Here is a 25114-nt window from a genome sequence, read left to right on the forward strand (position 1 = left end):
ATACTGCCATGATACGAAGGTAGATCTGGCATAAGGGTAAACAGGAGGTTTTCATGTCGTTACAGTTTATTTTTGGAAACGCAGGCAGCGGTAAATCCCATTTTTTATATGAATATATTGTAAAGGAATCGATTCGCCATCCGGATAAAAAGTATTTGGTGCTTGTACCGGAACAATTTACTATGCAGACGCAGAAAGATTTATGCCTGGCGCATCCCCGGGGCGGTATTATGAACATTGATGTTTTAAGTTTCGCACGGCTGGCGCACAGAGTGTTTGAAGAGACCGGAGCAGGAAAGGCAAAAATGCTGGATGACGAGGGGAAGAATCTGCTTCTTCGGAAAATTGCAGGCAATTATGAGTCAGAGTTGAAAGTGCTGAAAGGAAATCTGAAAAAAGCAGGATATATCAGCGAGGTGAAGTCTGTTATTTCAGAATTTACACAGTATGGAGTGGATTTTGCCGTGCTGGATTCTCTACTGGAAACATTGGATGAGAACAGTTATCTGTATTATAAGCTGCAGGATATCCGTAAGGTATATGAGGGGTTTGAAACATATCTTGCTGATAAATATATAACAAAAGAAGAATTGCTCGATGTTTTAAGCGGCATCGCAGGGAGATCAGAGCTATTAAAGGACAGTGTGATCGCACTTGATGGATTTACCGGGTTTACGCCTGTGCAGAATCGTCTGCTGGGAGAACTTCTTGTCGTATGCGAAAAGCTGCTTGTCACAGTGGAGATGGATGAGCGGGAGGATCCTTTTGTGTATCACCACCCGTATCAGCTATTTGCGCTGAGTAAACAGATGGTTGTTTCTCTTACAGAGATTGCGCATAAGAAAAGAGTGCAGATAGATGATCCAGTCACACTTTATGAAAAGCCAGTGTACCGCTTTCGGGAAAACCCTGTGCTTGGCTTTCTGGAGTCAGAACTATTTCGGTATTCTAGGCGACAGTACGAGGGAGAACAGGACAACATACGGCTTCATGTAACGAGAGATCCAAGGGAAGAAGCAGAATTTGTGGCGTCGGAAGTAAGAAGACTTGTGCGACAAAACGGATACCGTTATCGGGAAGCAGCTGTCATCTGCAGTGACATGGAAGTATATGCGGCGCATTTGGAGAAAGCGTTTAAGACATATGGGATCCCTGTCTTTATGGATCATAAGAAGAGTATTCTTCAAAATGCGTTTGTGGAGTATCTTAGAAGTCTGCTCTCCATGATAGAGCAGAACTTTACATATGAGAGTGTATTTCGTTTTCTTAGAACAGATCTGACAGATTTTACAAAGGAAGATATAGACGTATTAGAGAATTATGTGCTTGCGCTAGGCATAAAGGGCTGGAAGAAATGGCAGGAAGTCTGGGCAAGGAAGACGGAGAAGGTACAAGATGAAGAATTAAATGTGTTGAACCATCTGCGGGTGCAGTTTGTCGAGCGGCTGACCAGTCTGGTATTTATCCTAAAGCAGAGAAGCAAGACGGTAAAGGATGTGACACAGGCGGTCTACAGCTTTCTGGTACAGGAGGATATGCAGGATAGATTAAGCCGGATGGAGCAGATATTCCAAGAGGAAGGAAAACTGGCGCTCTCAAAAGAATATTCTCAGGTGTACAGGATCGTGCTGGAATTATTTGATAAATTTGTAGAGCTGTTGGGAGAAGAGAAAATCTCCTTAAAGGAATACAGTGAACTATTAGATGCAGGACTGGAAGAGGCGAAAGTGGGGGTGATCCCGCCGAGTCTGGATCAGGTAGTGATCGGAGATGTAGAGAGAACAAGGCTGAAAAATATAAAAGTCCTGTTCTTTATGGGAGCCAATGACACGCTGCTTCCGGGAAATTTAAACAGCGGCGGATTGCTGAGTCAGAGAGACAGAGAACGGTTTCAAAAGGAAAAGATTGTTTTGTCGCCGGGCGCCAAGGAAAAGACTTATGTACAAAAATTTTATCTATATATGAATCTGACAAAACCGACGGAAAGTTTGATCCTTTCTTACAGCAAGGTATCAGCAGAGGGAAAACCTTTGCGTCCCGCATATTTAGTGCAGGATTTGCGAAGGTTATTTCCGGCTCTGTGCATAGAAGAGGAAGAAGAACAAATAAGAGAAAAAGAACTTACGGAAAAGACAGGGCGTACCTATCTGGCAAGAGGACTACGGGAAAGAAAGTCAGGAGTCAGCGACCGGTGGAAAGAATTGTATACATGGTATGCAGGCATAGAGGAAGAAAAAGACAATCTGAAAAATCTTCTGACCGCGGCTTTTTATAAAAAGGAAAACGAAGCGGTGACCAAAGAGCAGGCTCGGCTTTTGTTTGGGGAGAGGGCACATTCCAGTGTGACTCGTCTGGAAAAATTTGTCTCTTGTGCGTATGCGCATTTTCTTTCCTATGGACTGCGTCTTTCTGAGCGGGAGGAATACCGGTTTGAGTCGTTGGACTGGGGGAATATCGCACATCGGTCTATGGAGCGCTTTTCCAGAAAGGCGGAAGAAGAAAAGGTAAAATGGCAGGAAATGAAAGAGGAGACAAGGAACCGTCTGATCGAGCAGAGTGTAGAAGAAAGTATTTTGGACTATGGGAATACGGTGCTGTATAGCTCTGCCAGGAATGAATATTTGATCACTCGCATAAAGAAGCTGATACAGCGCTCGGTCTGGGCGCTTACAAAGCAGATGGAATGTGGAGACTTTGTGCCAAGCGGGTATGAACTGAACTTTGGAAGCGGTAAAATAGATCGGATCGATACTTGTGCGGATAAAGAATGTGTGTATGTAAGGGTGACGGACTACAAGACAGGCATGAAAAGCTTTGATATTACGGCATTCTGCCATGGTTTGCAGCTGCAGCTTCCGGTGTATTTAAATGCGGCGCTTGCTATAGAAAAGCAGAAGAATCCAGATAAAGAAGTAGTTCCGGCCGGTATTTTTTATTACCGGATGCAGGATCCGATCGTGGAAAAAGAGATGGATGAGGAGAAACTGGAAGAAAAGTTTTTAAAAGAACTGAAACTGGACGGGATCGTTAATGCAGACGAGAGCGTCTTAGACCACATGGAACATAATTTGAGCGGAACATCCAGGTACCTTCCGATCGGAAAGAATAAAGACGGAAGCCTGAGTAAAAATTCTAAAGTATTCACGCCGGAGGAATTTTCGTTATTTTTGGAATATGCCGATAGTTTGAGGCAAAAGATCGAGAGACAGATGCAGGAAGGAAATGCAGGAATAGCCCCCTATATGCTGGGTGCGGAGACAGGCTGTGATTATTGTGCTTATCATGACATATGTGGTTTTGATGTGCGCCTGGATGGCTGTGAATATAATAGAATGGAGAAATATGATAAAGAAGAAGCACTGAAAAAGATGGAGCAGGAAAGGCGGGCGGAAAGATGAGCGTCAAGTGGACATCCCAACAGCAGAAGGTGATCGACCTAAAACACCGCAACATCCTCGTCTCTGCCGCGGCGGGATCAGGAAAGACGGCGGTTTTGGTAGAACGTATCATAAAGATGCTGACAGATAAAGAAGATCCGACAGATGTAGATAGACTTCTGATCGTGACATTTACAGAGGCGGCTGCGGCGGAGATGAAGGAACGGATCCGGGGTGCGATTGAAAAAGAGCTGAATGAGCATCCGGAAAATACGCGTCTGCAGAGGCAGGCAACACTGATCCACAGTGCCCATATCACAACGATCCACAGCTTTTGTCTGTCTGTCATACGAGAGCATTTTCATGTGATAGATCTGGATCCCGGTTTTCGGATCGTGGAGGAAGGGGAGCTGAAGCTTTTAAAGCAGGATGTGTTGGATACCTTGTTGGAAGAAGAATATGTGAAAGGAGAACAGGCATTTCTGGAGTTTACAGAGAGATACAGCAGTGGGAGAAACGACAGAAAAATAGAAGAGATTATCTTAAAACTATATGAGTATTCCTTGAGTTATCCGCAAAAGGAGAAGTGGCTTAAGAGCTGCGAGACGGTTTATGAGATAAAGGAGGACGGAACGGAGGCAGAAATCTTTCAAAAGGCCCATCAGCAAGCTGCGAGATATCTTGCAGACCTCCTTGCGGTAGTAAGAGATACTCTTCAGATATGCGAGGAAGCAGATGGTCCATATATGTATGGGCCGGCGCTGGAAAGCGATATAGAATGGTTAGAGGCGGTACAAAAGGAGGATACGTTTGCCGGGATGAGCGCGAAAATCTCAGAGATCATGTGGAAGCGCTTATCCCCGAAAAAAGATGAAAGTGTAGCAGACGAGAAAAAAGAGCTGGTAAAAAAGATACGGGAACGTGTAAAAAAACAGATCCATGTTTTAAAAGAAACATATTTTTACGAACCGATGGAAACACAAATCGCAGATATGCGCAGCGCCAGGCCGTCCATACAGGTACTGCTGCATTTGGTGAACCGGTTTGGAGAGGCCTTCTCAGAGGCAAAAAGAAAACGGAATATGATTGATTTCCATGATATGGAACAGTTTGCCCTTTCTATTTTGACAGAGGAAAGAGAAGGGGTGCTCGTTCCGTCTGTCACGGCGTTGGAATATCAGGAACAGTTCGTGGAAGTCATGATCGATGAATACCAGGACAGTAATCTGCTGCAGGAGGCAATTTTAACCAGTGTATCCCGCGTGAGACAGGGAGCGTACAATATTTTTATGGTAGGAGACGTAAAGCAGAGCATATACCGTTTCCGACTTTCAAGGCCGGAGCTGTTCATGGAGAAATACGATACGTACAGTACAAAAGAGGCAAAAGAGCAGCGGATCGATCTGCATAAAAATTTTCGGAGCCGTACGGAAGTGCTGGATAGTGTCAACTTTTTGTTCGGACAGATCATGTGCAAAGAGATGGGAGGCGTAGCTTATGATGAAAGCGCCGCTCTGTATCCGGGGGCGGTCTACGAGCCGCAGCTAGATGAAGAAGGACATACGCTTTATCAGACAGAGCTGCTTTTGTTGGATAAAAAAGACGAAGCAATCCCGGGGGGGGATGAAAAAGAAAAAGAAGCTTATGTGATCGCGGCAAAGATCAAGGAATTGATAAGAGAAGGCAAAGTGTTGGATAAGCAGACGGGAGAATACAGGCGGCCTAAGTACAAAGATATTGTGATCTTGACACGGAGCGTGAAAGGATGGGCAAAAGAATTTGCCGATATACTGATGAAAGAAGGGATTCCGGCATATTGCGCCAGCCGGGAAGGATATTTTGAAACGTATGAGGTGAGTGTATTGCTGGATTATCTGAAAATATTGGATAATTTCCAACAGGATATTCCGCTTACGGCAGTTTTGACTTCTCCCTTTGGCAGGCTGAATGCAAGAGAACTGGCGTATATAAAAACCGCGTATCCGGATTTCACTTTTCCGGAGGCGGTATCTGCCTGGATGAGAGAGTTGGATTGTCATGCGAAGAAAGGAATGGAAATTTATAACTTATGTGAGAAATTAAAAAAATTCTTTGAAAATTATAATGTGTTCCGAGATGTGGTTCCGTATACGCCTATCCACGAATTGTTGTGGGAGATTATGGAAGAGACAGGATATGGGCTTTTTATGGAGGCGGCGCCGGGAGGCGGACAGAGAACGGCAAATCTGCATATGCTGATAGAAAAAGCAGTGGCATTTGAAAAGACGAGCTATAAAGGACTGTTTAATTTCGTGCGCTACATCGAGCAGTTAAAAAAGTATGACATAGATTACGGAGAGGCGAGTATAGAGGATGAACAGTCAGACACGGTACGGATCATGAGCATACATAAAAGTAAAGGACTGGAGTTCCCAATCGTTTTTGCGGCGGGTATGGGGAAAAAGTTTAATACGCAGGATACGTCTGGAAGTATCGTAATCCATCCGAAGTGGGGAGTAGGGATAGATACGATCGATCTAGAGAAGCGGACAAAGATCCCTTCTTTTTTGAAAAAGGTCATACAAAGAGAAGTACAGATTGAAAATCTGGGGGAAGAACTGCGTGTATTGTATGTGGCTATGACAAGGGCAAAAGAAAAATTGGTCTTGACAGGAAGCTTACAGGACGCGGACGAGCAGATGCAAGAAGCGAAACACAGAGCAGTTCTGGAACAGAGAAATGGAGAACCGTTGTCCTTTCTTACCTTGGCAGAGGCGAAAAATTATCTGGATTGGATATTGCCGGCTGTATCCTGGAAAGAGCAGGAGACTTGCTTCCTTCTGGAGTATGTGACAGGGGAAGATTTCCTCGTACAAGGGCGGACAGAGGAAGAAGCCGAAGGATTGGCGTTGGATGTGTTGGAAAATTGGGATGCAGGAAATGTATATGTACCGGAGTACAGAGAGGAACTCATACAGCAGCTTGCTTTTGTCTATCCTTATGAAAAAGAAGGAAAACTGAAATTAAAATTCACCGTTTCAGAACTGAAAAAAAGAGAGATGGCGGAGGAAGAAGACGGAGAAGCAGTATATGCGCCGAAGGATGTGGTGCCTCTGATCCCGGAGTTTTTAAAAGAGGAAGAGGAATTAAAAGGCGCTTCTCGCGGAAGTGCGTATCATAAACTTTTGGAATTATTAGATTTTTCGGCTGCGTATAATGAAGATACGCTTAAGAGGCAGATCGGACAATTACAAAGAGAAGGAATACTTACAGAAGATATGGTGTCTTGTATTCGAACAGAGGATATTTTATGCTTTTTAGAAAGTAAGAGCGCAAAGAGAATGTCACAGGCGGCGAAAAACAAAAAACTCTATAAAGAACAGCCCTTTGTTCTGGGTGTAGATGCAGGAGAAATATATCCTGAGGAAGAGACAAAAGAGACGATTCTTGTACAAGGGATCATCGATGTCTATTTTGAGGAAGAGGACGGTCTTGTGGTGCTGGATTATAAGACCGATCAGGTACATGCGGCGGAAGAACTGAGAGAAAAATATCATGCGCAGCTTATGTATTATGCCAAGGCTTTAGAGCAGCTGTTGAAAAAGCCAGTAAAGGAAAAGATCATTTATTCATTTACATTGCAAGAGGAGATACAGGTATGAGAGGCGTGATACTTTTCTTGGCGGCGGTAAATCTATTGGCTTTTCTGTTGTACGGAGAAGACAAAAGAAGGGCGAGAAAGAGAAAATTTCGGATCCGGGAAAGAACCTTACTTTTAGCCGCATGTGCCGGAGGTGCAGCAGGAAGTCTTGCAGGGATGCTTTTCTTCCGGCATAAAATACGCAAACCAGGCTTCTTTTTGACAGTTTTGCTTTTCTTCTTATTACAATGGAGCGTGCTTCTGTATATCAGTTGGAAATATTTCTGAATTTTGTACCAAACATATGGAGTTGGGATTAAGTTTTATAGAAAAGGTTGACATATAATATTATACGGTGCATTATATTGGATAATAATAGCTTTTGCGATAGCAGCATTATGTGTGCAGAAGTTTTATATTTAAGTCTGTGCAGGAAGCGGAGGAAGGAGGCGCCGATATGGTTTTTAATACAGGAGCAGCACTGCTGGATGCAGTTGTATTGGCAGTCGTATCCCAGGAAGCACAGGGAACATACGGATACAAGATCACACAGGATGTAAGAAAGGTGATAGATGTGTCGGAGTCCACGCTATATCCGGTTTTGAGACGCCTTTTAAAAGACGGCTGCCTGATCAGTGATGACAGGCAGTTTGATGGGAGAAACAGAAGGTATTACAGTATAACAGACCATGGAAAAGAGAAACTTCAGATGTACAAAGAAGAATGGAAGATATATTCTGATAAGGTGAACGCTATATTTTTAGGAGGGATTTGATATGGGAATAAAAAAACTGTACCGCTCCGGAACAAATAAAATGCTCTGCGGTGTATGTGGTGGAATCGGCGAATATTTTAATATAGACGCTACGCTGGTCAGACTCTTGTTTGTGATTTTTGGCTGTACCGGCTCAGGCGTGCTGGCGTATATCGTCGCCGCCATTATTATTCCACAAGAACCTTAAGCTGCGAAAAGCTCCATGCAAAATGTGCTGTTTTGAATGGAGCTTTCTTTTTCAGGCAATACTTTAGCAAAAAGAAGAAGGAAGGATTGTCATGACAAAGAAAAAAGAAAAACCGATCGATCTAAAAAATTTAGAACCAGAAGAAAAGATCAAATATGAAATCGCAGAGGAACTAGGATTATTAGATAAAGTGCTGGCAAATGGATGGAAATCTCTGACGTCAAAAGAAACAGGAAGGATAGGAGGTCTTGTGACGAAGAAAAAAAGAGAGGTAAAATTCTGATCTGCATCAAATGGATGAAAAGAGAGAATGGAGCAGTTTTGAAAGATTGTTTGACATTCTCTCTTTTCCTTGTTTAAATAACAATATTAATGAAGAAAAAGTGAAAGAATAAAAATCTCAAGTATACCGGACAAACCAAGCAGCAAGGTCGCGATCGTCTGTGTCCGATAGCCTTTTTCTGGCGTCATTTGACCCAGCCCATTAGTTCCATGGCAATGGCAGGATGTTTTTTGCCGACAAGGTGTATGACCATATCTGCAAGTTTTAGCGCTGCACCGGTTTTTTCAAGGATATTTCCGATAAGCTCGCCGAAAATGATAACGATACCGATGCTAGTAAATGTACCAGAAAAACCTGTGCCTATGACAGTGGCAAGCCCGGATGTCACGGTTCCGTCTTCTGCTGTCTGGTCCAACAGGGGGATACCTGCTATCATCCCAAGGAGCAGAGAGATCCCCATGATTACAAGGAAGGGATGAATCTTGAATTTTGAAATTGCTGTGATCATAACTACGATTGAAAGAATGAAGGCAATAATAAGTAGATAACCAGTCATAAAAGACTCCTCCTTTGTAGAAAAAATATTTTAGCAGATAAAATCCACTTAAGAATAATTCTATTTTAGCAGGAAGCATTACGGAAAGTTTAATATAAAATAAAACATATGTTCTCAAGCGGAACACCTTTGAACCTTCTGAAAGAAATCTTTACAAAAGAATACATATCTGCTAAAATATTACGACTGGGGAGAAAGTTCATAGGTGATAAGAATGAAAGAGACAATCAATATATTTGATGTGTATATGCAAAATTTTACTGCGAAAGAAGCGATGAAGCAGGTTATTGCGTATCTGGAGACGGAATCCCTTCATACGATTGAGATCGTGACAATGGATATGCTGCTGAAGGAGCAGGAAAATGTACAGTGGAAAGACATGGTCAAAAAGCTGGATATGGTACTCCCCGGGGAACGGGAGATCCTTGAGGCGGCAGGTGTGCAGGATAAGAACAGCATACGGGATGCAGAGGAGCATATATTTTTGAAACTGTTTCTGAAATATTTGCAGAAGAACAGGAAGAAAATTTTTCTGCTGGCAGACAAAGAAGAACAGATACAGTCTCTGTCCGAGGAGATACGGCATTATCACAGAGGGATCGTGATCACAGGAGGCGCTGCGCTCGTACCGGATGAAGGACAGGAAGAAAAGGTGATCAATGAGATCAACGGAACAGAAACAGACTGCCTTGTTTCCATATTTTCTTCTCCGTGGCAGGAGCAGTTCATCGCAGAAAAGAAAGCGCTTCTAAACGTAAGGTTATGGATAGGCTGCGGTCCGCTTCTTATGCAGAATTATACAGAAAAGAAGATAGGCAGAAAAGTGAAGACATTCTTTTTGAAAAAGTTGTTTCGCTATAGAGTAGAAAAACAAAAGAAGGAAAAGAGACTTCTTTGAGCAGCTTTTTGTTGAACTTGTATATGCATAGAAATATGAATTTTTTGTAAAAATTATAATGAAATGCATAAAAATAATAGATTTACTCTTTCTTTTTTTGGTGTTTTGCCTTAATATAATATTTGTATATGTGCGCATATATTTTTTAGGGGAAAACAATTTTGTGAAAAATGCACATGGAATTAGGTGGACGAGTGGAGGAAAAAAGTATGATTTCGAATCAGATACTTCAAAACACAATTGAGGGATTAAAAGGTATTTCCAGAATTGATTTCTGCGTGTTGGACACAGAAGGGAAAATACTCGCCGCTACATTTGAGGAAGGTCAGAGATTTGAGGATGCGGTGCTGTCATTTGTGGAATCTCCAGCAGATAGCCAGGTTATCCAGGGCTGCCAGTTTTTTAAGATTTTTGATGAACAGCAGTTGGAATACGTACTTCTGGCAGACGGTGAGAGCGAAGATGTCTACATGTTAGGAAAGATTGCGGCATTTCAGATACAAAGCCTTTTGGTGGCGTATAAAGAAAGATTTGACAAAGATAATTTTATCAAGAATCTTTTGTTGGATAATCTTCTTCTGGTCGATATTTACAACAGGGCAAAAAAATTACATATTGACACAGAAGTAAAACGTGTTATCTTTATTATTGAGACATCGCACGAAAAGGACAGTGCGGCACTGGACAATGTCAGAAATCTTCTGGGCGGAAAGTCAAAAGATTTTATTACGGCAGTGGATGAGAAAAATATCATTGTTGTAAAAGAACTTTCTGAGAAAGACGGAAGCAGAGAACTGGATAAGATGGCGCGGGATATGCTGGAGACGCTTAAGACAGAGGGAGGCGATGAGCGGATACACATTGCATACGGAACCGTGGTAAATGATATCAAGGAAGTTTCCAAGTCTTATAAAGAGGCAAAACTGGCGTTGGATGTAGGGAAGATATTCTTTGATGAAAAAGATATTGTCGCATATAGTACGCTTGGAATCGGACGTTTGATATACCAGCTTCCGATCCCGTTGTGCAAGATGTTCATAAAAGAGATTTTCGAGGGGAAATCTCCGGACGATTTTGATGAGGAGACATTGACGACTATCAACAAGTTTTTTGAGAATAGCCTAAATGTATCAGAAACGTCCAGACAGCTTTATATTCACAGAAATACTCTTGTATACCGCCTGGATAAGCTACAGAAGAGTACAGGGCTTGATCTGCGCATATTTGAGGATGCGATCACTTTTAAGATAGCTCTTATGGTAGTGAAATATATGAAGTATATGGAGTCACTGGAGTACTAAGGAGTATGGATAATTAGGAGGAGCATATGATTGAATTAAGAAATGTAACGAAGGAATACTCTAAGGGAAATGCCGCCTTAAATGGAGTATCCGTCAAGATCGAACAGGGAGAGTTCGTATTCATTGTGGGGGACAGCGGTTCCGGAAAATCTACCTTGATCCGTTTGATCATGAAGGAACTGGATCCTACAGAAGGCACTATTATCGTGAACGGACAAAACCTGAATCGTATGAAACATCGTCACATTGCTAAATACAGAAGAGGCTTAGGGGTTGTCTTTCAAGACTTTCGTCTTTTGAAAGACAGAAATATCTATGAAAATATCGCTTTTGCACTGCGTGTTACGGAGACACCTACCAGGGTGATCAAGAGAAAGGTGCCGGCTGCGCTGTCGCTTGTGGGACTTGCGCAAAAGTATAAGTCCTTTCCGAAAGAGCTGTCAGGGGGAGAACAGCAGCGTGTTGCTATCGCAAGAGCGATCGTAAATGAACCTGCTATTTTGTTGGCGGACGAGCCCACCGGAAACTTGGATCCGACGAACTCTTGGGAGATCATGAGTCTTTTGAAGGAAGCAAATGAACGTGGGACTACAGTTCTTGTTGTAACGCATAACCAGGAGATTGTAAATGAGATGAACGAACGGGTTATCACGATGAAACAGGGCGTGATCGTTAGTGATGAACAAAAAGGTGGGTATATAGATGAGGATTAGTACATTTGGATACGTAGGAAAACAAGGGGTTAAGAATATCTGGAGAAATAAGATGTTCTCGCTTGCGTCTGTTGCGACGATGTCAGCTTGTATTTTTTTGTTTGGATTGTTTTTTTCGATTATTCTGAATTTTCAGTATATCATAAAAATGGCGGAGGAAGGTGTCGCCATTACAGTCTTCTTTGAAGAAGATGCGACTCAGGCACAGATTGATGATGTAGGAGAAGCGCTGCGCGGCAGAGAGGATGTTTCGGAAGTAAAATATGTCTCAGCAGATGAAGCATGGGAAAATTACAAGAAAGAGTATTTTAAAGATAAACCAGAATTGGCGGAAGGATTTAAAGATGACAACCCGCTTGCGGATTCTGACAACTATGAAGTATATATGAAAACATCAGAGGATGCCAAAAATCTGACGGCGAGAAGTAAGTCTCTTGCTTCTACACAGCAGGATCTTGTGAAGTTCGCAGAGAGTCTGGATGGTGTCAGGGATGTAAATAAATCGGATGTAGTGGCAAATACATTGACCAGTGTAAACAAGTTGGTAGGATATGTATCTATAGCGATCATCGCAATCTTATTTGGCGTTTCTATCTTCCTGATCAGCAATACAGTCACAATGGGTATTACGGTCAGAAAAGAAGAAATCGCGATCATGAAATATATCGGGGCAAAAGATTTTGTTGTCCGGTCACCTTTTGTTATCGAAGGCTTGATCATGGGGTTCTTTGGTGCGGTCATTCCATTGCTGCTTTTGTATATGCTGTATGAGAAAGCAGTGCTGTATATTATGGAGAAGTTTAGTATTCTACAGAATATCATTAATTTTCTTCCGGTGTCAGATGTATATAGATATCTGCTGCCGATCGGACTTGTCCTTGGTATAGGTATTGGATTTATCGGAAGTTTCTTCACAGTGCGCAAGCATTTGAAAGTATAGGGGGCTTATATGGGACGAAAGAGGAGTATAATAAGCGGGGTACTTGTTTTGACAATGAGCATGACGATGGCGCTGCAGGTACATGCGACTACCATCGAGGATGCACAGAAAAAAGGGGAAGAATTAGAACAGCAAAAAAGCGCGGCGGAAGCAGAGAAAAATGCTCTTACGGCACAGCTCAATGAGATCATCACGGACATGAATGAGACACAGACAGAAATGACAAAGAAGGAAAGTGAGATCGAGAAAGCTGAAAATGATCTGATCGCGGCGAAAGTAGATGAGAATCAGCAGTATCAGAGCATGAAGAAACGGATTCAGTTCATGTACGAGAACGGAGATACGAAGATCCTGGAGGTCATGATGGAAAGCAAGACCTTAGGAGAATTCTTAAATAAAGCAGAGTATGCGTCAAAATTGTCTGACTACGACCGGGAAAAGCTGGAAGATTTCCAGGATGTAGTAGAAGAGGTAGAGAAGAAGGAACAGACGCTGCAGACAGAGTATGACGAGCTGAGTACACTGCAGACAGATCTGATGGCGAAGCAGACAGAGGTACAGGCACTGTTGGACAGTAATGATCTTCTGCTGGCAGATCTGGAGACACAGATCGGTGATAATGCGGCGGATCTAGAGAAGCTGATCGCAGAAGCGGAGGAAGCAAAGAGGATCCAGCAGGAGCAGGCGGCTGCCCAGCAACAGGGCGGTGGAGGACCTTCCTATACGGAGCCAAGCGGTGGGAATGTGGTGAGCGGAAACGGCTATTTTACCCACCCTTGTCCGGGAATGTCTTATCAGTCCAGTTATTTTGGAGAGATCCGGGAATTTGAAGTCGGCGGTCATAAAGGACATGATTATGCGGCAGCCGAGGGAACACCTACATATGCGGCGGCAGCAGGTACCGTTCTGATTGCAGAATTTAGTCTCAGTGCTGGAAACTGGGTCGTTATCGATCATGGGAATGGTCTGACTACTAAATATATGCACCACAGTGCGTTGTGTGTTACGGCAGGCCAGTATGTGGAAAAAGGACAGCAGATCGGTTTTGTCGGTTCTACAGGACAATCTACGGGACCACATCTTCATTTTCAAGTAGAAGAAAATGGAATCGCTGTTAATCCGGATAAATATTTGTAACTTACAAAGAGAAAGGGATTGGGGAAGGACAAAGCAGAGAGAGTACTCTGCTTTGTCTTTTGCTACTTAGAGGGACAGAAAGATAAAAGACGATATAAGTAAATTTTGCAAGAAGGCAGGATGAGAAAATGAAAGAAAACAGAAAGTTTTTAAAAGGCATGCTTGCCGGCGCGGCGGCCATGCTGCTAGCGGTTGGCTTCATATGGGGCATAGGCAGTATAATGCCGAAGGTGATAACGGGACAAGGAAAAGCTCAGACTTCTCTTTTAGATGATAAAAAGGAAGTCAGCCAGAAACTGGAAAAAATAGGAAAATGGATAGACGGGTATTATCTGTATGGGGATAAGATAGACGGCGATGCCCTGGTAGATGGGATTTACTCTGGGTATGCACAGGCTTTGGGAGATCCTTATACAGAATATTATAATGAGCAGGAGACAAAGGAACTTTTAGAAACGACTTCCGGCAAATTTTTCGGAGTAGGCGCTGCGCTTACGCAGAATCTGACTACGGGGGAGGTCGTGATCGTGAGTGTTTATGCAGAGTCACCAGCTGCTGACGCTGGACTCAAGGAAGGGGATGTCCTGTACCGGGTAGATGAGCATACGATAGTAGATGAGAGCCTGACCGAGATCGTATCCTGGATTAAAGGAAAACAAGGAACAGAAGTAGATCTGTATGTGCGAAGAGACGGTGAGGAACTGAAACTGACTGCCGTGCGTGACGAGATCGAGGCGCAGACAGTGGAATACGAGATGAAAGATGGGCAGATCGGGTATATAGCGGTCAGCGAATTTGACGAGGTGACCTATGAACAATTCAAGGGAGCGCTTCAGGATTTAGAAGAACAAGGTATGCAGGGGCTGGTGATAGATCTGCGCAGCAATCCCGGTGGAAATATGGACACAGTGACAGATATGCTTAAATTGATACTGCCGGAGGGGACGATTGTTTCCACAAAAGATAAATATGGGAATGAAGAAAAAATCACCTGTGACGGGGAACATAAATTTACCAAGCCACTGGCCGTACTTGTGAATCAGTATAGCGCGAGCGCGTCTGAAATTTTCACGGGAGCCGTGCAGGATTATAAGATCGGGACGATTGTGGGGACGACGACCTATGGAAAAGGTGTCGTGCAGCAGCTGATCGATCTGGAAGACGGAACGTATTTAAAATTAACGATCGCAGAATACTATACACCAAGTGGAAGAAGTATCAACGGAACCGGGATCACACCGGATATAGAGGTGGAATATGAGGCGGACGCAGAGAATCCGGATGCAGATAACCAGTTGGAGAAAGCGCTGGAAACAGTGCGTTCGGAAATAGAATAGGCGCAGAATAAAAAGAAGACCGGAGAGAAAGAAGAATATATGATAAGAGAGTATAGGCAGAACGATACAGAAAGTATTATGCGAATATGGCTGGAAGGAAATAGGGAAGCCCATGCGTTTATACCTGCAGAATATTGGCATTCCCATTATGCGCAGACAAAAAAGGCTTTGACCGAGGCAGATCTGTTTCTCTATGAAAAGGAGCAGCAGATCTGTGGATTTGCAGGAATGACAGGAGAATATCTTGCGGGAATATTTGTCAGGAAAGACTGCCGCTGTGCTGGTATTGGAAAAAAATTATTGGATAAGATAAAACAGAAATATCCTTCCGTGACTCTGCATGTGTACCAGAAGAACAGGCGTGCTCAAGAATTCTATCTAAGAGAAGGGTTCCGGATCATTTTGGAAGAAATAGATGAGGAGACAAAAGAAGCAGAATACAAGATGAATTGGGGGAAAAATAAGAGTTAAAGGAGAGTATACAGATGGGATGAAAAAAGAGAGAGCGAAAAAAATGATCATAGATATAGGCTTTGATATCGCAGGAAGTATTTTTTACGCACTGGGCATTTATACATTTGCTAAGACAGCAGATTTTGCACCCGGCGGTGTGTCCGGACTTGCGCTGATCATCCACCATTTATGGGGACTTCCTATCGGATTGACAACACTTGCCATTAATATCCCACTGATCATGTTAAGTTTCCGTATTGTAGGGAAGCAATTTTTGTTTAAGACGGCACGTAGTATGATCTTTTGCACGATTTTTTTGGATGTCATATTTCCGTACACGCCGTCTTATGTGGGGACGCCTTTTTTGGCGGCTTTGTATTCAGGTGTATGCTTAGGCGTGGGAATGGCTCTGTTCTATATGCGGGGGTCTTCATCAGGAGGGATCGACTTTCTTACCATGTCGATCAAGGCGCTGAAACCGCACTTTTCTCTCGGCGCAGTGACGATGGCGATCGATCTTTTCATTATTCTGCTCGGCTGGCCGGTATTCGGAAATATAGATTCTGTTCTGTATGGACTTGCGGCGACATTTGTGACTTCTGTCGTGCTTGACAAAATACTATATGGCATGGGAGCAGGAAGGCTGCTGATCATCATTACAGATCACGGGCAGGAAGTGGCAGAGAAGATCGGAGATCGTATTGAGAGAGGAGCCACCGCCATACAGGCGAGAGGAACCTACACAGAAGCGCATAAAGAAGTCCTTTTGTGTGCATGTTCTGCTTCACAGGCGTATATAGCAAAGAATACAGCACATGAAGCGGATCCGGCCGCTTTTGTGATGGTGACGGAGACAAGTGAAGTGTTCGGAGAAGGATTTATGGAATATAAATAGAAATTCATTTGGAATAGCTGCCGTATAAAAGTTTATAAAAATTTTATTAGCACTCTTATTTAAAGAGTGCTAATTTTGTATTGACTTTTAAAATCTGCTGTATTAGAATATCTCTTAGATGTTGAATGTACCCTCTCTTATTTGCTGTATAGTTTGCCGAGAGAGGAAAAAATGTAGAAAGAGGAGTGTTATCTATGGCAACAAAAAAAGGTAATTTATCGATTGACAGTGAGAATATATTTCCTATTATAAAAAAATGGGTATATTCCGATCATGATATCTTTTTCCGTGAGATGGTATCAAACGGATGTGACGCGATCACGAAGTTAAAGAAACTGGATATGATGGGGGAATATGAACTTCCGGAAGAGTATAAGGCAAAGATCCAGGTGATCGTAAATCCGGAGGAAAAAACGCTGAAATTTATTGATAACGGTCTTGGTATGACAGCGGACGAAGTGGAAGAGTACATTACCCAGATCGCATTTTCCGGCGCTACACAATTCTTGGAGAAATATAAGGATAAAACTACAGAAGATGAGATGATAGGACATTTCGGACTGGGCTTTTATTCTGCGTTTATGGTGGCAGATGAGGTGCAGATCGATACATTGTCTTATAAAGAAGGAGCAGTCCCTGTACATTGGGCAAGCCAGGGCGGCACAGAATACGAGATGCAGGATGGAAATAAGACGACGGTGGGCACAGAGATCACTCTGTTCTTAAATGAAGATAGTCTGGAATTTGCAAATGAATACAGAGCACGGGAAGTGCTTGAGAAATATTGTTCATTCATGCCGGTAGAAATTTTCCTTTCCAAGGCGAATGCAGAACCACAGTATGATACTATAGATGAAGAGGATGTATTGGATACAGATACGGTGGTTGAACATATCACGGAAGAACCGAAAGAGGGAGAAGAAGGCGAGCCAAAGAAGAAGGCAAAAATCGTAAGACGTCCTGTCTCGATCAGTGATATACATCCTCTCTGGGGGAAAAATCCAAGCGCATGTACGAAAGAAGAATATATTGAATTTTATCGAAAAGTATTCATGGATTATAAAGAGCCTTTGTTCTGGATCCATCTGAATATGGATTATCCGTTCAATTTGAAAGGGATCCTGTATTTTCCGAAGATCAATATGGAGTACGAATCTATTGAAGGAACGATCAAGCTATACAATAACCAGGTATTTATCGCAGACAATATCAAGGAAGTGATTCCGGAGTTTCTGATGGTGCTAAAGGGTGTGATCGATTGTCCGGATCTGCCTCTGAACGTATCCAGAAGTGCATTGCAAAATGACGGCTTTGTAAACAAAGTGGCGGATTATATTTCCAAAAAAGTGGCGGATAAACTGACCGGAATGTTTAAAACAGACAGAGAAAGCTATGAGAAATATTGGGATGATATCAGTCCGTTTATCAAATTCGGCTGCCTGAAAGATGAAAAATTCGGGGAGAAGATGAAAGATTCTATGCTTTATAAGAATCTGGAGCACAAGTATCTGACACTAGAGGACGTTATCAAAGAAAATGGCGGCTCCCAGGAAGAACAAGACGAAAATACAGATAAAGCAGAACAGGAAAAACAGGAAACTGAAGCAGGACAGGATACAGATACCCAGGAGGCGGAGAAGGAAGAAAAGAAGACGAATATCTATTATGTAACGGATGAGGTGCAGCAGAGTCAGTATATCAATATGTTTAAGGCACAGGGACAGGATGCGGTGATCCTGACACATAATATCGATTCTGCCTTTGTAAGCTATCTGGAACAAAAACATCAGGATATTCATTTCTTACGGATAGACGCGGATGTACACGAATCTATGAAAGATGAAGTGGCGGAAGAAGAAAAGGAAGAATTTAAAAAGACAACAGACAGTCTGGTGGAGATCTTCAGAAAAGAGTTGAATAATGATAAACTAGATGTTAAAGTAGAGAAACTAAAAGACGAGCAGGTGGCTTCCATGGCAGTTCTCTCGGAAGAAAGCAGAAGAATGGAAGAGATGATGAAAATGTATGGAATGAGCGGTATGGATATGAGTGCATTGGGAAGCAAAGCAACCTTGATCCTAAACGCAAACCATCCGCTTGTAAAATTCCTTGTGGAGCATAAACGCAGTAAAAATGTGCCAATCATCTGCAAACAACTCTATGATCTGGCAATGCTTGCACATAAACCTTTGAGTCCGGAAGAAATGACGGCATTTGTGCAGAGAAGCAATGAGATTATGCTGCTTCTGACAAAATAAGAAAAAGCGGTACGTAAATGAAAAAAGCGGGTAAGCGAAAGGGCGGGCTTACCCGTTTTTTAGACTGTGCGTGATAAGATTGCTTTGGCGAGTGAAAGTGTTTAGATTTCCGGTTCAAAAGCAATTTTTTTCTGTATAAAAAACTTTTGTACATTTTTATCCCAGACATGTTCCAGAGATTTATCCATTGTGAAAATATGGAGAGAAGTTCCTGTTACACAGCTTAGAGAAGCACCTTCGTATTTAAGATTCAGATAGAGTCCTTGAACAGATTCCGGCTGAAAATCTAACTGGTTTTGTTCGATCAGACGAGCGATGTTTTTAGGAGACAGACAGAAAATAAATTGAAAGCTCAAAGGAGTTCGTTTGCCTTTGATAATAGAAAAGCAATATTCACGTATATCGCTCCAGGAAGAATATTGTGGAAGATCTTCCGCGGCATCGAAAAAATTTTTTTGCATATATCCATCGATCGTAAATGTGTTGAAAGTAACGATTTTGCCTTCGATAAAGAGAAAATGATCAAATGTATCAGATAAGAGCAGATGACGCATAAATTCTTTGGTGTGTGTCAGTTTTAAAGAAATCATAGAAACCTCCCGAATCAAGCTTTTGCACATAAGATTTTGTTGAAGCTGTATTTATAAGTATAACACATTCGGGCAAAGCCAGAAAGAGAGCGAAAACAAAAAATAGAGCAAAGAAGAAAGTGTGGATATAAAAGAGGCTGCCGAAATTACCATCGGCAGCCCTTGCTTGTTAAGGCCAGATTCCTCTGAGATTTTTTGCGTCTACCACACGTTTTACAGCGATCAGATATGCACCGGTACGTAGTGTAGTCTCTTTTTCTTTAGAAATATCCCATACAGCTTTAAATGCCTGATCCATGATGGCTTTTAACTGTTCGTTTACGTGTTCTTCACTCCAGCTGACAGATTGGATATTCTGTACCCATTCGAAATAAGATACAACAACACCACCGGCATTTGCCAGGATGTCCGGCACGAGTACGATACCTTTCTTTTGCAGGATCTCATCCGCCTCTATAGAAGTCGGTCCGTTAGCCGCTTCCACAATGACTTTTGCACGGATGCGGTCAGCATTGTCTTTATGGATCTGATTTTCTAATGCGGCAGGGACAAGAAGCGTTGTTTCTAACTCTAATAATTCTTCATTTGTGATGTGTTTTACATTCTCCTTTTCGTAGCCTTCCAGAAGATTGCCGCGTTTTGCGTTTATGTATTCGAGAATATCCGGAATATCCAGTCCATCTTCACAGTAAAGTCCTCCAGATACATCACTTACCCCCAGGATTTTCATACCGGCCATGTGCAGAAGTTTAGCAGAAACACTTCCTACATTTCCCATACCCTGTACAACAGCAGTCGTGCCGCTGATCGGTATCTGCAAGGCACGCAGTACATTTAAAGAGGTGATCATAACTCCGCGGCCGGTTGCTTCACTTCTTCCCAATGCACCTCCTAATTCCAGTGGTTTGCCAGTTACGACGCCAGGTACACAGTGCCCTTTGAGCATGCTGTATGTATCCATGATCCATCCCATGACTGTGGCATTGGTTCCTACATCAGGAGCCGGAATATCTTGCTCTGGTCCGATGATCGGAGCAATCATCGCCGTAAAACGACGGGTCAGACGACGGAGCTCCTCTTCTGATAAAGTAGTAGGATCACAGACGATCCCGCCTTTACCGCCCCCATAAGGGATGTTGACAACTGCGCACTTAAAAGTCATCCATGCAGCCAGAGCTTTTACTTCGTCTTCATTTACATTTTGATGATACCGTATCCCGCCTTTTGCAGGTCCTCTGGATGTAGAGTGTTGGACACGGTATCCTTCAAAAACACGGACGCTGCCGTCGTCCATGCAGACAGGAACAGAAACTTTTAACTCACGTTCCGGATACAGGACAGCTTCATAATCGCTGTGTGAATAGCCTAAAATAGCAGCTGCTTTATTCACTGTTGAAACGACATTGTCATAAGGATTATATTTGTCAGTACTCATTATATTTTCCTTCTTTCTTAGAATTTGAAATAAAAAGAAATATGCAATATATTGCATAGAAACAAAACAACCACAAAATTCCTATAAACCTATTTTTTTATGTATACCCAAAGCAGGGTGAAGAAATAGAGGCACTTTGGGTATACAGTTCATAAAATTCAAATATAGGAAGTAAGCGTATACTATTAGAATTTCAAGAGCGGCGTAATATCTGCCAGTTTACAATTGGGAGCCAAGTCGCAGGCGCGCATAAGGAAATTCAGTTTATCGATACGTTCTCCGGAACGTGGAGCGCCGTTTTTGATAAAGCCTACCTGAAGTCCTACAGCGAGGTCCATGACTACATCACCGATCACGCCGCCGGCTCTGCCGGAAGGGGTGGCAATCAGCTGATGTGCTTTGGCAAATTCATACGTATGCAAAGCTTCTGTGATCGTTCCGACCTGGTTGGGTTTTAAAATGAAACCATCCAGGGCATCTAGATCATACGCTCGTTTGAGTCTGTTTAAGTTTGTGACGATAAAATCATCTCCCAGAAGATTGGTACGAGTGATTACTTTATGTGCTTTCGGATAAGATTCCCAATCTTCCTCATCCAATAGATCTTCGATAAAGACAAAATTAAATTTTTCTGTCAATCCTTTTACATAATCTATCAAAACATCCGCAGAAACACGTTCTCCTTTCAAAAGGTATGTATTGGTTTCTCTGTCATACATTTCGCTGGAAGCACAGTCGAATGCAAAGCCAATCTTTCCGGTATATCCGCAGTTTTCAATTGCTTCGGACATCAGATTTAAGTTTACTTCCGGATCTTCGCTTGGGGAAGCGTATCCATAGGAGGGCGCTACGACTGGTTTGTGTCCCAAATATTTTGTAAGTACTTTTTCTAATTCCTGGAATGTATTGATCCCCATCTCTACAGATTCATAAATACTGGATGCTCCGTAGGGCATGATGATAAATTCATTAAAAGGCTGCGTCAAGTTTTCATAATGCCCGCCATTGATCACATTAAAACTTGGAACGGGTACAGTTTGTATATTTCCGCCGGCTATATATTCATATAAGGTCTGATGGGAAGCCTCGGCGGCAGCTCTGAAAAGAGCGATAGAGGTAGAATAAATCGCATTTCCTCCCAGATTCTTTTTCTCGGGTGTACCGTCTAAGTCGATCATGATCTGATCCAGTTCCTCCTGATGGCTGACATCTTTTCCGATCAGTGCCGGTGCAAGGATCGTATTTACATTGTCTACTGCCTTATGTACACTTAATCCATGATATTCTGCCGGATCATTGTCCCGCAGTACACAGGATTCGAACATGCCTACAGAAGAACCGGTAGGAGCACAGCCTCTCCCCAAAAAACCGTCTTCTGTTACAACGTCTACTTCTACCATAGGGCGGCATTTACAGTCTACGATCTGACGTGCATGGACAGATTTGATTTTAGAATTCATAGGTCAGTCCTCCAATTTTGGAATATATAGAACATTAAAATCACAAAGGTTCGTACCGGTATTTCCGGTAAATACGGCATCTCCCATTTCAGAAAGGGCTTCATAGCATGCATGACCTCTCAAAGCGCCAAATACATCTACACCTTTTTCCAGCGCCGTTTTATAACTGGCGGAGTCACAGATGCCTCCGGCTACAGGTGTGGTGCCGTCTGTTCCTTCAGAGTCGATGGAAAGCATGCAGGCGCCTTTTGTTTTAGCCGCCAAGATGGAGAAGCTAAGTGTCAGTTCCTGTCCAGGACCGCCGTGTCCGGTGATGAGACTGTTGTCCAGGATCTGTGTCGTTGTCTCTCCAGAGCTTAAAATAACACAAGGTGCTTTGATCGGATTACCATATGCCTGTACTTCTCTGGCAATCGAGGCAAAGAAAGAACCGGCATCTTTGCTTTCACCCTCCAGGAAGGAAGTCAGAATGATAGCTGGAATCCCCATTTCTTCTGCAATCTCTTTGGCATAGATACAGGAATCCGGCAGTGTGTTTAGCAGAAAATAAGTATTGTCTGGGAAAGCTTTCGGTGTTTCGCCTTCCGGTCCTACGTTCATCAGATAGTCAACTACACTCTTGGGAAGCCGATCTGCTACATCATAATCCTTGATGACTCTGCGGGCATCCTCCAGTGTGGTTTTATCTGGCCCCATAGGTGTGCTTGCGTATTTTTCATAAGGAATACCGATATCCTTTGTGGCGGGATTGCCGACTGCGTCGCTGATACCAAAACCGATCAGTTCAGCGCCTACCTTCTGGATACGTTTTGCCAGCATACCGCCGTTCATTGCGGAAATGTGACGGCGGATCGCGTTGACTTCATAAATACCGGCGCCGGATTTTAACATGACATCCGTTGTTTTGATTTCATCGTCCAGTGTAATACCTTCGATAGGGCAGCTCATAAGTGCAGAACTTCCGCCGCTGATCACTACGATGAAAAGGTCATCGGGACCGGCGTGATCCACTAAATCGAGAATCTTTAAGCAAGCCTCATAACCGGCTTGATTTGGAAGAGGATGTCCGCCCACATAGACATCGGTGTTTTGAAAATGATCGGTTTCTTCTGCGACCTTTACAATAGCGATCCCCTTTGTCAACTTATCGCCGAGGATCTCATCTACAGCCATAGCCATGTGGTTGCAGGCTTTTCCTGCTCCTAATAGATATACATGTTTCTTTTTTGATAAGTCCCATGATTTTGTTCCGATATGCAATATATCGCCATCTAGATGCATGATACTTTTAATTCTCTTATAGGCATCCAAACGTTCCAGTGTCTTGTTTGTGATATCCAGTACGACTTTTCTGGAATCAGCGTCTCCATGGGAAACCAGGGCATCGTAATTTTTGATCTTACTCATAGTAATAATCCCCTTTACTTCCTTAATTGATAATAAATCGTATTAAACAGAACATTAAAAGAAAAATGAAAAACAAAATGTATTAAAATGTACTTTTAATAATAATGTGATATATTGAATATGTCAATATATAAATGATAAAAATGAAATAAATAGTGAAAAGTACTAAAAACGAAAGTGAAATATTGTGACAATATCTAAAAAAGCATTAAATATATCGAAAATATTGACATATGCAATATATTATAATAGTATAAATGTATTAAATAAAACATTAAGAACAGAAAAATGAAGTGTGCAAAAATGTAGGAGTGTAAAGGATGCAGTATGTGAAGTAAAGTGATGAAAGGAGAAGAAAAATGGCACATAAAACAGAGTTTCTTTATTTATCAGAAAAGGATACGATTGAAGCAGGTGTTCTTGATGCAGAGAAATGTATTGACAATGCGGAAGAGGTCTTTACCTTATTAAGTAAGGGTGATTATCTGATGGGGGGCAGCAATCACAATAGTCATGGAATGGGGATTGTATTCCCAAAAGAAAGTCCTTTCCCGAACATGCCGGTAGCAGGTCCGGACAGAAGATTTGTGGCGATGCCTGCTTACCTGGGGGGCAGATTTGATGTGTGTGGTAATAAGTGGTACGGTTCCAATGCAGCCAATCCGAAAAAAGGACTTCCAAGATCTGTTCTGACTGTTACATTAAATGACAAAGATACGGGAGAACCGCTTGCTTTTATGTCTGCCAACTTACTGAGTGCGGCTCGTACAGGCGCTGTTCCGGGTGTAGCTGCAAGACATCTTGCAAGAAAAGATTCTGAAGTGATCACAGTTTTAGGATGCGGTCAGATCAACCGTTCCTGCTTACGTTCCATCGCTACGCAGCTTCCTAATCTGAAAAAAGTGATTTGCTATGACATTTTCGAGGCTGCTGCAGAGAAATTCCTGGAGTGGGAGAAAGAAGAACTGGGCTATGAAGGAGAAGTTGTTCTGGATCTTGAAGCTGCTGTATGTCAGGCAGATGTGATCACAGTAGCTGCTTCCAGATTAAAACCATTGTATGTAAAGGATGAGTGGATGAAAGAAGGAGTGACTCTGTTGATCACTGGTCCTATGCAGACAGATGATTCTTTCTGGATGAATACCAATTTGATCTATGACAATGTACGCCTTCATGAAGCTTATGTACAGGAAGCGGTAGAGTCTGGAGATATTGCCGGATATTATAGAGGTGTGATCGGCGGACCGATCTATACGCTGATCGATGCCGGCAAGATGCCCCCTCTGGCAGAATCAACCAGTATAGGTGATGTGATCCAGGGAACCAAACCGGGCAGAACAAATGATAAGGAGAGAGTTTCCTTTGTTGCCTGTGGTATGGCTACTTTTGATGTGGGTCTGGGCTATGACTTATATCATACCGCTTTGGAAAAAGGCATTGGTACCAAATTGACTCTGTGGGATGATCCTTATCAAAAATAAAGAGAGGGGGAA

At 42.7% G+C, this 25114-nt stretch carries 20 protein-coding genes and 1 pseudogene; 16 read left to right on the forward strand and 5 right to left on the reverse strand.

The features are described 5' to 3' along the window. Positions 1–53 precede the first annotated feature (53 nt). The 6 genes from addB (at position 54) to WKT01_RS04390 (ending at position 8241) form a co-directional block, all read left to right on the forward strand. Complete coding sequence (addB, locus tag WKT01_RS04365) at positions 54–3398, forward strand: helicase-exonuclease AddAB subunit AddB (RefSeq protein ID WP_340311513.1); 3345 nt, start codon at positions 54–56, stop codon at positions 3396–3398. Further along, positions 3395–7018, forward strand: a complete 3624-nt coding sequence (addA, locus tag WKT01_RS04370) for a helicase-exonuclease AddAB subunit AddA (RefSeq protein ID WP_340311514.1) — start codon at positions 3395–3397, stop codon at positions 7016–7018. Before addB ends, addA begins: the two co-directional genes overlap by 4 nt. Beyond that, complete coding sequence (locus WKT01_RS04375; RefSeq protein ID WP_340311515.1) at positions 7015–7284, forward strand: DUF1294 domain-containing protein; 270 nt, start codon at positions 7015–7017, stop codon at positions 7282–7284. Before addA ends, WKT01_RS04375 begins: the two co-directional genes overlap by 4 nt. 169 nt (positions 7285–7453) lie before the next feature. Then, positions 7454–7771, forward strand: a complete 318-nt coding sequence (locus WKT01_RS04380) for a PadR family transcriptional regulator (RefSeq protein ID WP_059068544.1) — start codon at positions 7454–7456, stop codon at positions 7769–7771. A 1-nt stretch (position 7772) separates the two neighbouring features. Next, positions 7773–7958 carry a PspC domain-containing protein gene (locus tag WKT01_RS04385; protein ID WP_340311516.1) on the forward strand — a complete coding sequence of 62 codons (186 nt, stop codon included), beginning with the start codon at positions 7773–7775 and terminating at the stop codon, positions 7956–7958. Positions 7959–8049: 91 nt separating this feature from the next. After that, positions 8050–8241: a small, acid-soluble spore protein, alpha/beta type gene (locus WKT01_RS04390; RefSeq protein ID WP_340311517.1), complete on the forward strand. Its 192-nt coding sequence runs from the start codon at positions 8050–8052 to the stop codon at positions 8239–8241. Between the two features lie 190 nt (positions 8242–8431). On the opposite strand, the pseudogene WKT01_RS04395 reads toward WKT01_RS04390, so the two are convergent. Beyond that, positions 8432–8797, reverse strand: a pseudogene (locus WKT01_RS04395) (GntT/GntP/DsdX family permease); the annotation flags it as partial. A 214-nt stretch (positions 8798–9011) separates the two neighbouring features. On the opposite strand from WKT01_RS04395, the gene WKT01_RS04400 reads away from it, so the two are divergent. The 9 genes from WKT01_RS04400 to htpG all read left to right on the forward strand — a co-directional run bounded on the left by WKT01_RS04400 (position 9012) and on the right by htpG (position 18729). Next, positions 9012–9695 (forward strand): WecB/TagA/CpsF family glycosyltransferase, encoded by a 684-nt coding sequence (locus WKT01_RS04400; RefSeq protein ID WP_340311518.1) that lies wholly within the window; start codon positions 9012–9014, stop codon positions 9693–9695. A gap of 209 nt (positions 9696–9904) precedes the next feature. After that, positions 9905–10996 carry a PucR family transcriptional regulator gene (locus tag WKT01_RS04405; RefSeq protein WP_059068553.1) on the forward strand — a complete coding sequence of 364 codons (1092 nt, stop codon included), beginning with the start codon at positions 9905–9907 and terminating at the stop codon, positions 10994–10996. A gap of 26 nt (positions 10997–11022) precedes the next feature. Further along, complete coding sequence (gene ftsE / locus WKT01_RS04410) at positions 11023–11709, forward strand: cell division ATP-binding protein FtsE (protein ID WP_059068555.1); 687 nt, start codon at positions 11023–11025, stop codon at positions 11707–11709. Beyond that, positions 11699–12649 carry a permease-like cell division protein FtsX gene (gene ftsX, locus WKT01_RS04415; protein WP_117975213.1) on the forward strand — a complete coding sequence of 317 codons (951 nt, stop codon included), beginning with the start codon at positions 11699–11701 and terminating at the stop codon, positions 12647–12649. Before ftsE ends, ftsX begins: the two co-directional genes overlap by 11 nt. Before the next feature lie 9 nt (positions 12650–12658). Further along, positions 12659–13786 (forward strand): murein hydrolase activator EnvC family protein, encoded by a 1128-nt coding sequence (locus WKT01_RS04420; protein WP_340311519.1) that lies wholly within the window; start codon positions 12659–12661, stop codon positions 13784–13786. 128 nt (positions 13787–13914) lie between these two features. Then, the gene (locus WKT01_RS04425; RefSeq protein ID WP_340311520.1) at positions 13915–15123 is read left to right on the forward strand and encodes a S41 family peptidase; all 1209 of its coding nucleotides are present in this window, start codon (positions 13915–13917) and stop codon (positions 15121–15123) included. A 39-nt stretch (positions 15124–15162) separates the two neighbouring features. After that, positions 15163–15594, forward strand: coding sequence for an N-acetyltransferase (locus tag WKT01_RS04430; RefSeq protein WP_340311521.1), 432 nt, complete (start codon positions 15163–15165; stop codon positions 15592–15594). 19 nt (positions 15595–15613) lie between these two features. Then, complete coding sequence (locus tag WKT01_RS04435; RefSeq protein ID WP_340311522.1) at positions 15614–16471, forward strand: YitT family protein; 858 nt, start codon at positions 15614–15616, stop codon at positions 16469–16471. A gap of 194 nt (positions 16472–16665) precedes the next feature. Next, positions 16666–18729, forward strand: coding sequence for a molecular chaperone HtpG (htpG, locus tag WKT01_RS04440; protein ID WP_340311523.1), 2064 nt, complete (start codon positions 16666–16668; stop codon positions 18727–18729). Between the two features lie 101 nt (positions 18730–18830). Here htpG and WKT01_RS04445 read toward each other — a convergent pair whose 3' ends face one another. The 4 genes from WKT01_RS04445 to WKT01_RS04460 all read right to left on the reverse strand — a co-directional run bounded on the left by WKT01_RS04445 (position 18831) and on the right by WKT01_RS04460 (position 23621). Continuing rightward, complete coding sequence (locus WKT01_RS04445) at positions 18831–19319, reverse strand: DUF5721 family protein (RefSeq protein WP_059068569.1); 489 nt, start codon at positions 19317–19319, stop codon at positions 18831–18833. A 169-nt stretch (positions 19320–19488) separates the two neighbouring features. Then, on the reverse strand, positions 19489–20754 hold the full coding sequence (locus tag WKT01_RS04450; protein WP_340311524.1) for a Glu/Leu/Phe/Val family dehydrogenase: 1266 nt from the start codon (positions 20752–20754) through the stop codon (positions 19489–19491). Between the two features lie 185 nt (positions 20755–20939). Then, positions 20940–22214 carry a phosphopyruvate hydratase gene (eno, locus tag WKT01_RS04455; protein ID WP_340311525.1) on the reverse strand — a complete coding sequence of 425 codons (1275 nt, stop codon included), beginning with the start codon at positions 22212–22214 and terminating at the stop codon, positions 20940–20942. A gap of 3 nt (positions 22215–22217) precedes the next feature. Then, positions 22218–23621: a glycerate kinase type-2 family protein gene (locus tag WKT01_RS04460; RefSeq protein ID WP_059068577.1), complete on the reverse strand. Its 1404-nt coding sequence runs from the start codon at positions 23619–23621 to the stop codon at positions 22218–22220. Positions 23622–23980: 359 nt separating this feature from the next. Here WKT01_RS04460 and WKT01_RS04465 point away from each other — a divergent pair, with 359 nt between their 5' ends. Further along, entirely contained in the window at positions 23981–25102 is a 1122-nt protein-coding gene (locus WKT01_RS04465) for a tyramine oxidase subunit B (protein WP_059068578.1), read from the forward strand. The last annotated feature ends 12 nt before the right edge of the window (positions 25103–25114 follow it).

This window comes from Mediterraneibacter sp. ICN-202921 (genome assembly GCF_037890075.1).
GTDB classification, from domain to species: Bacteria; Bacillota; Clostridia; order Lachnospirales; family Lachnospiraceae; genus Mediterraneibacter; species Mediterraneibacter massiliensis.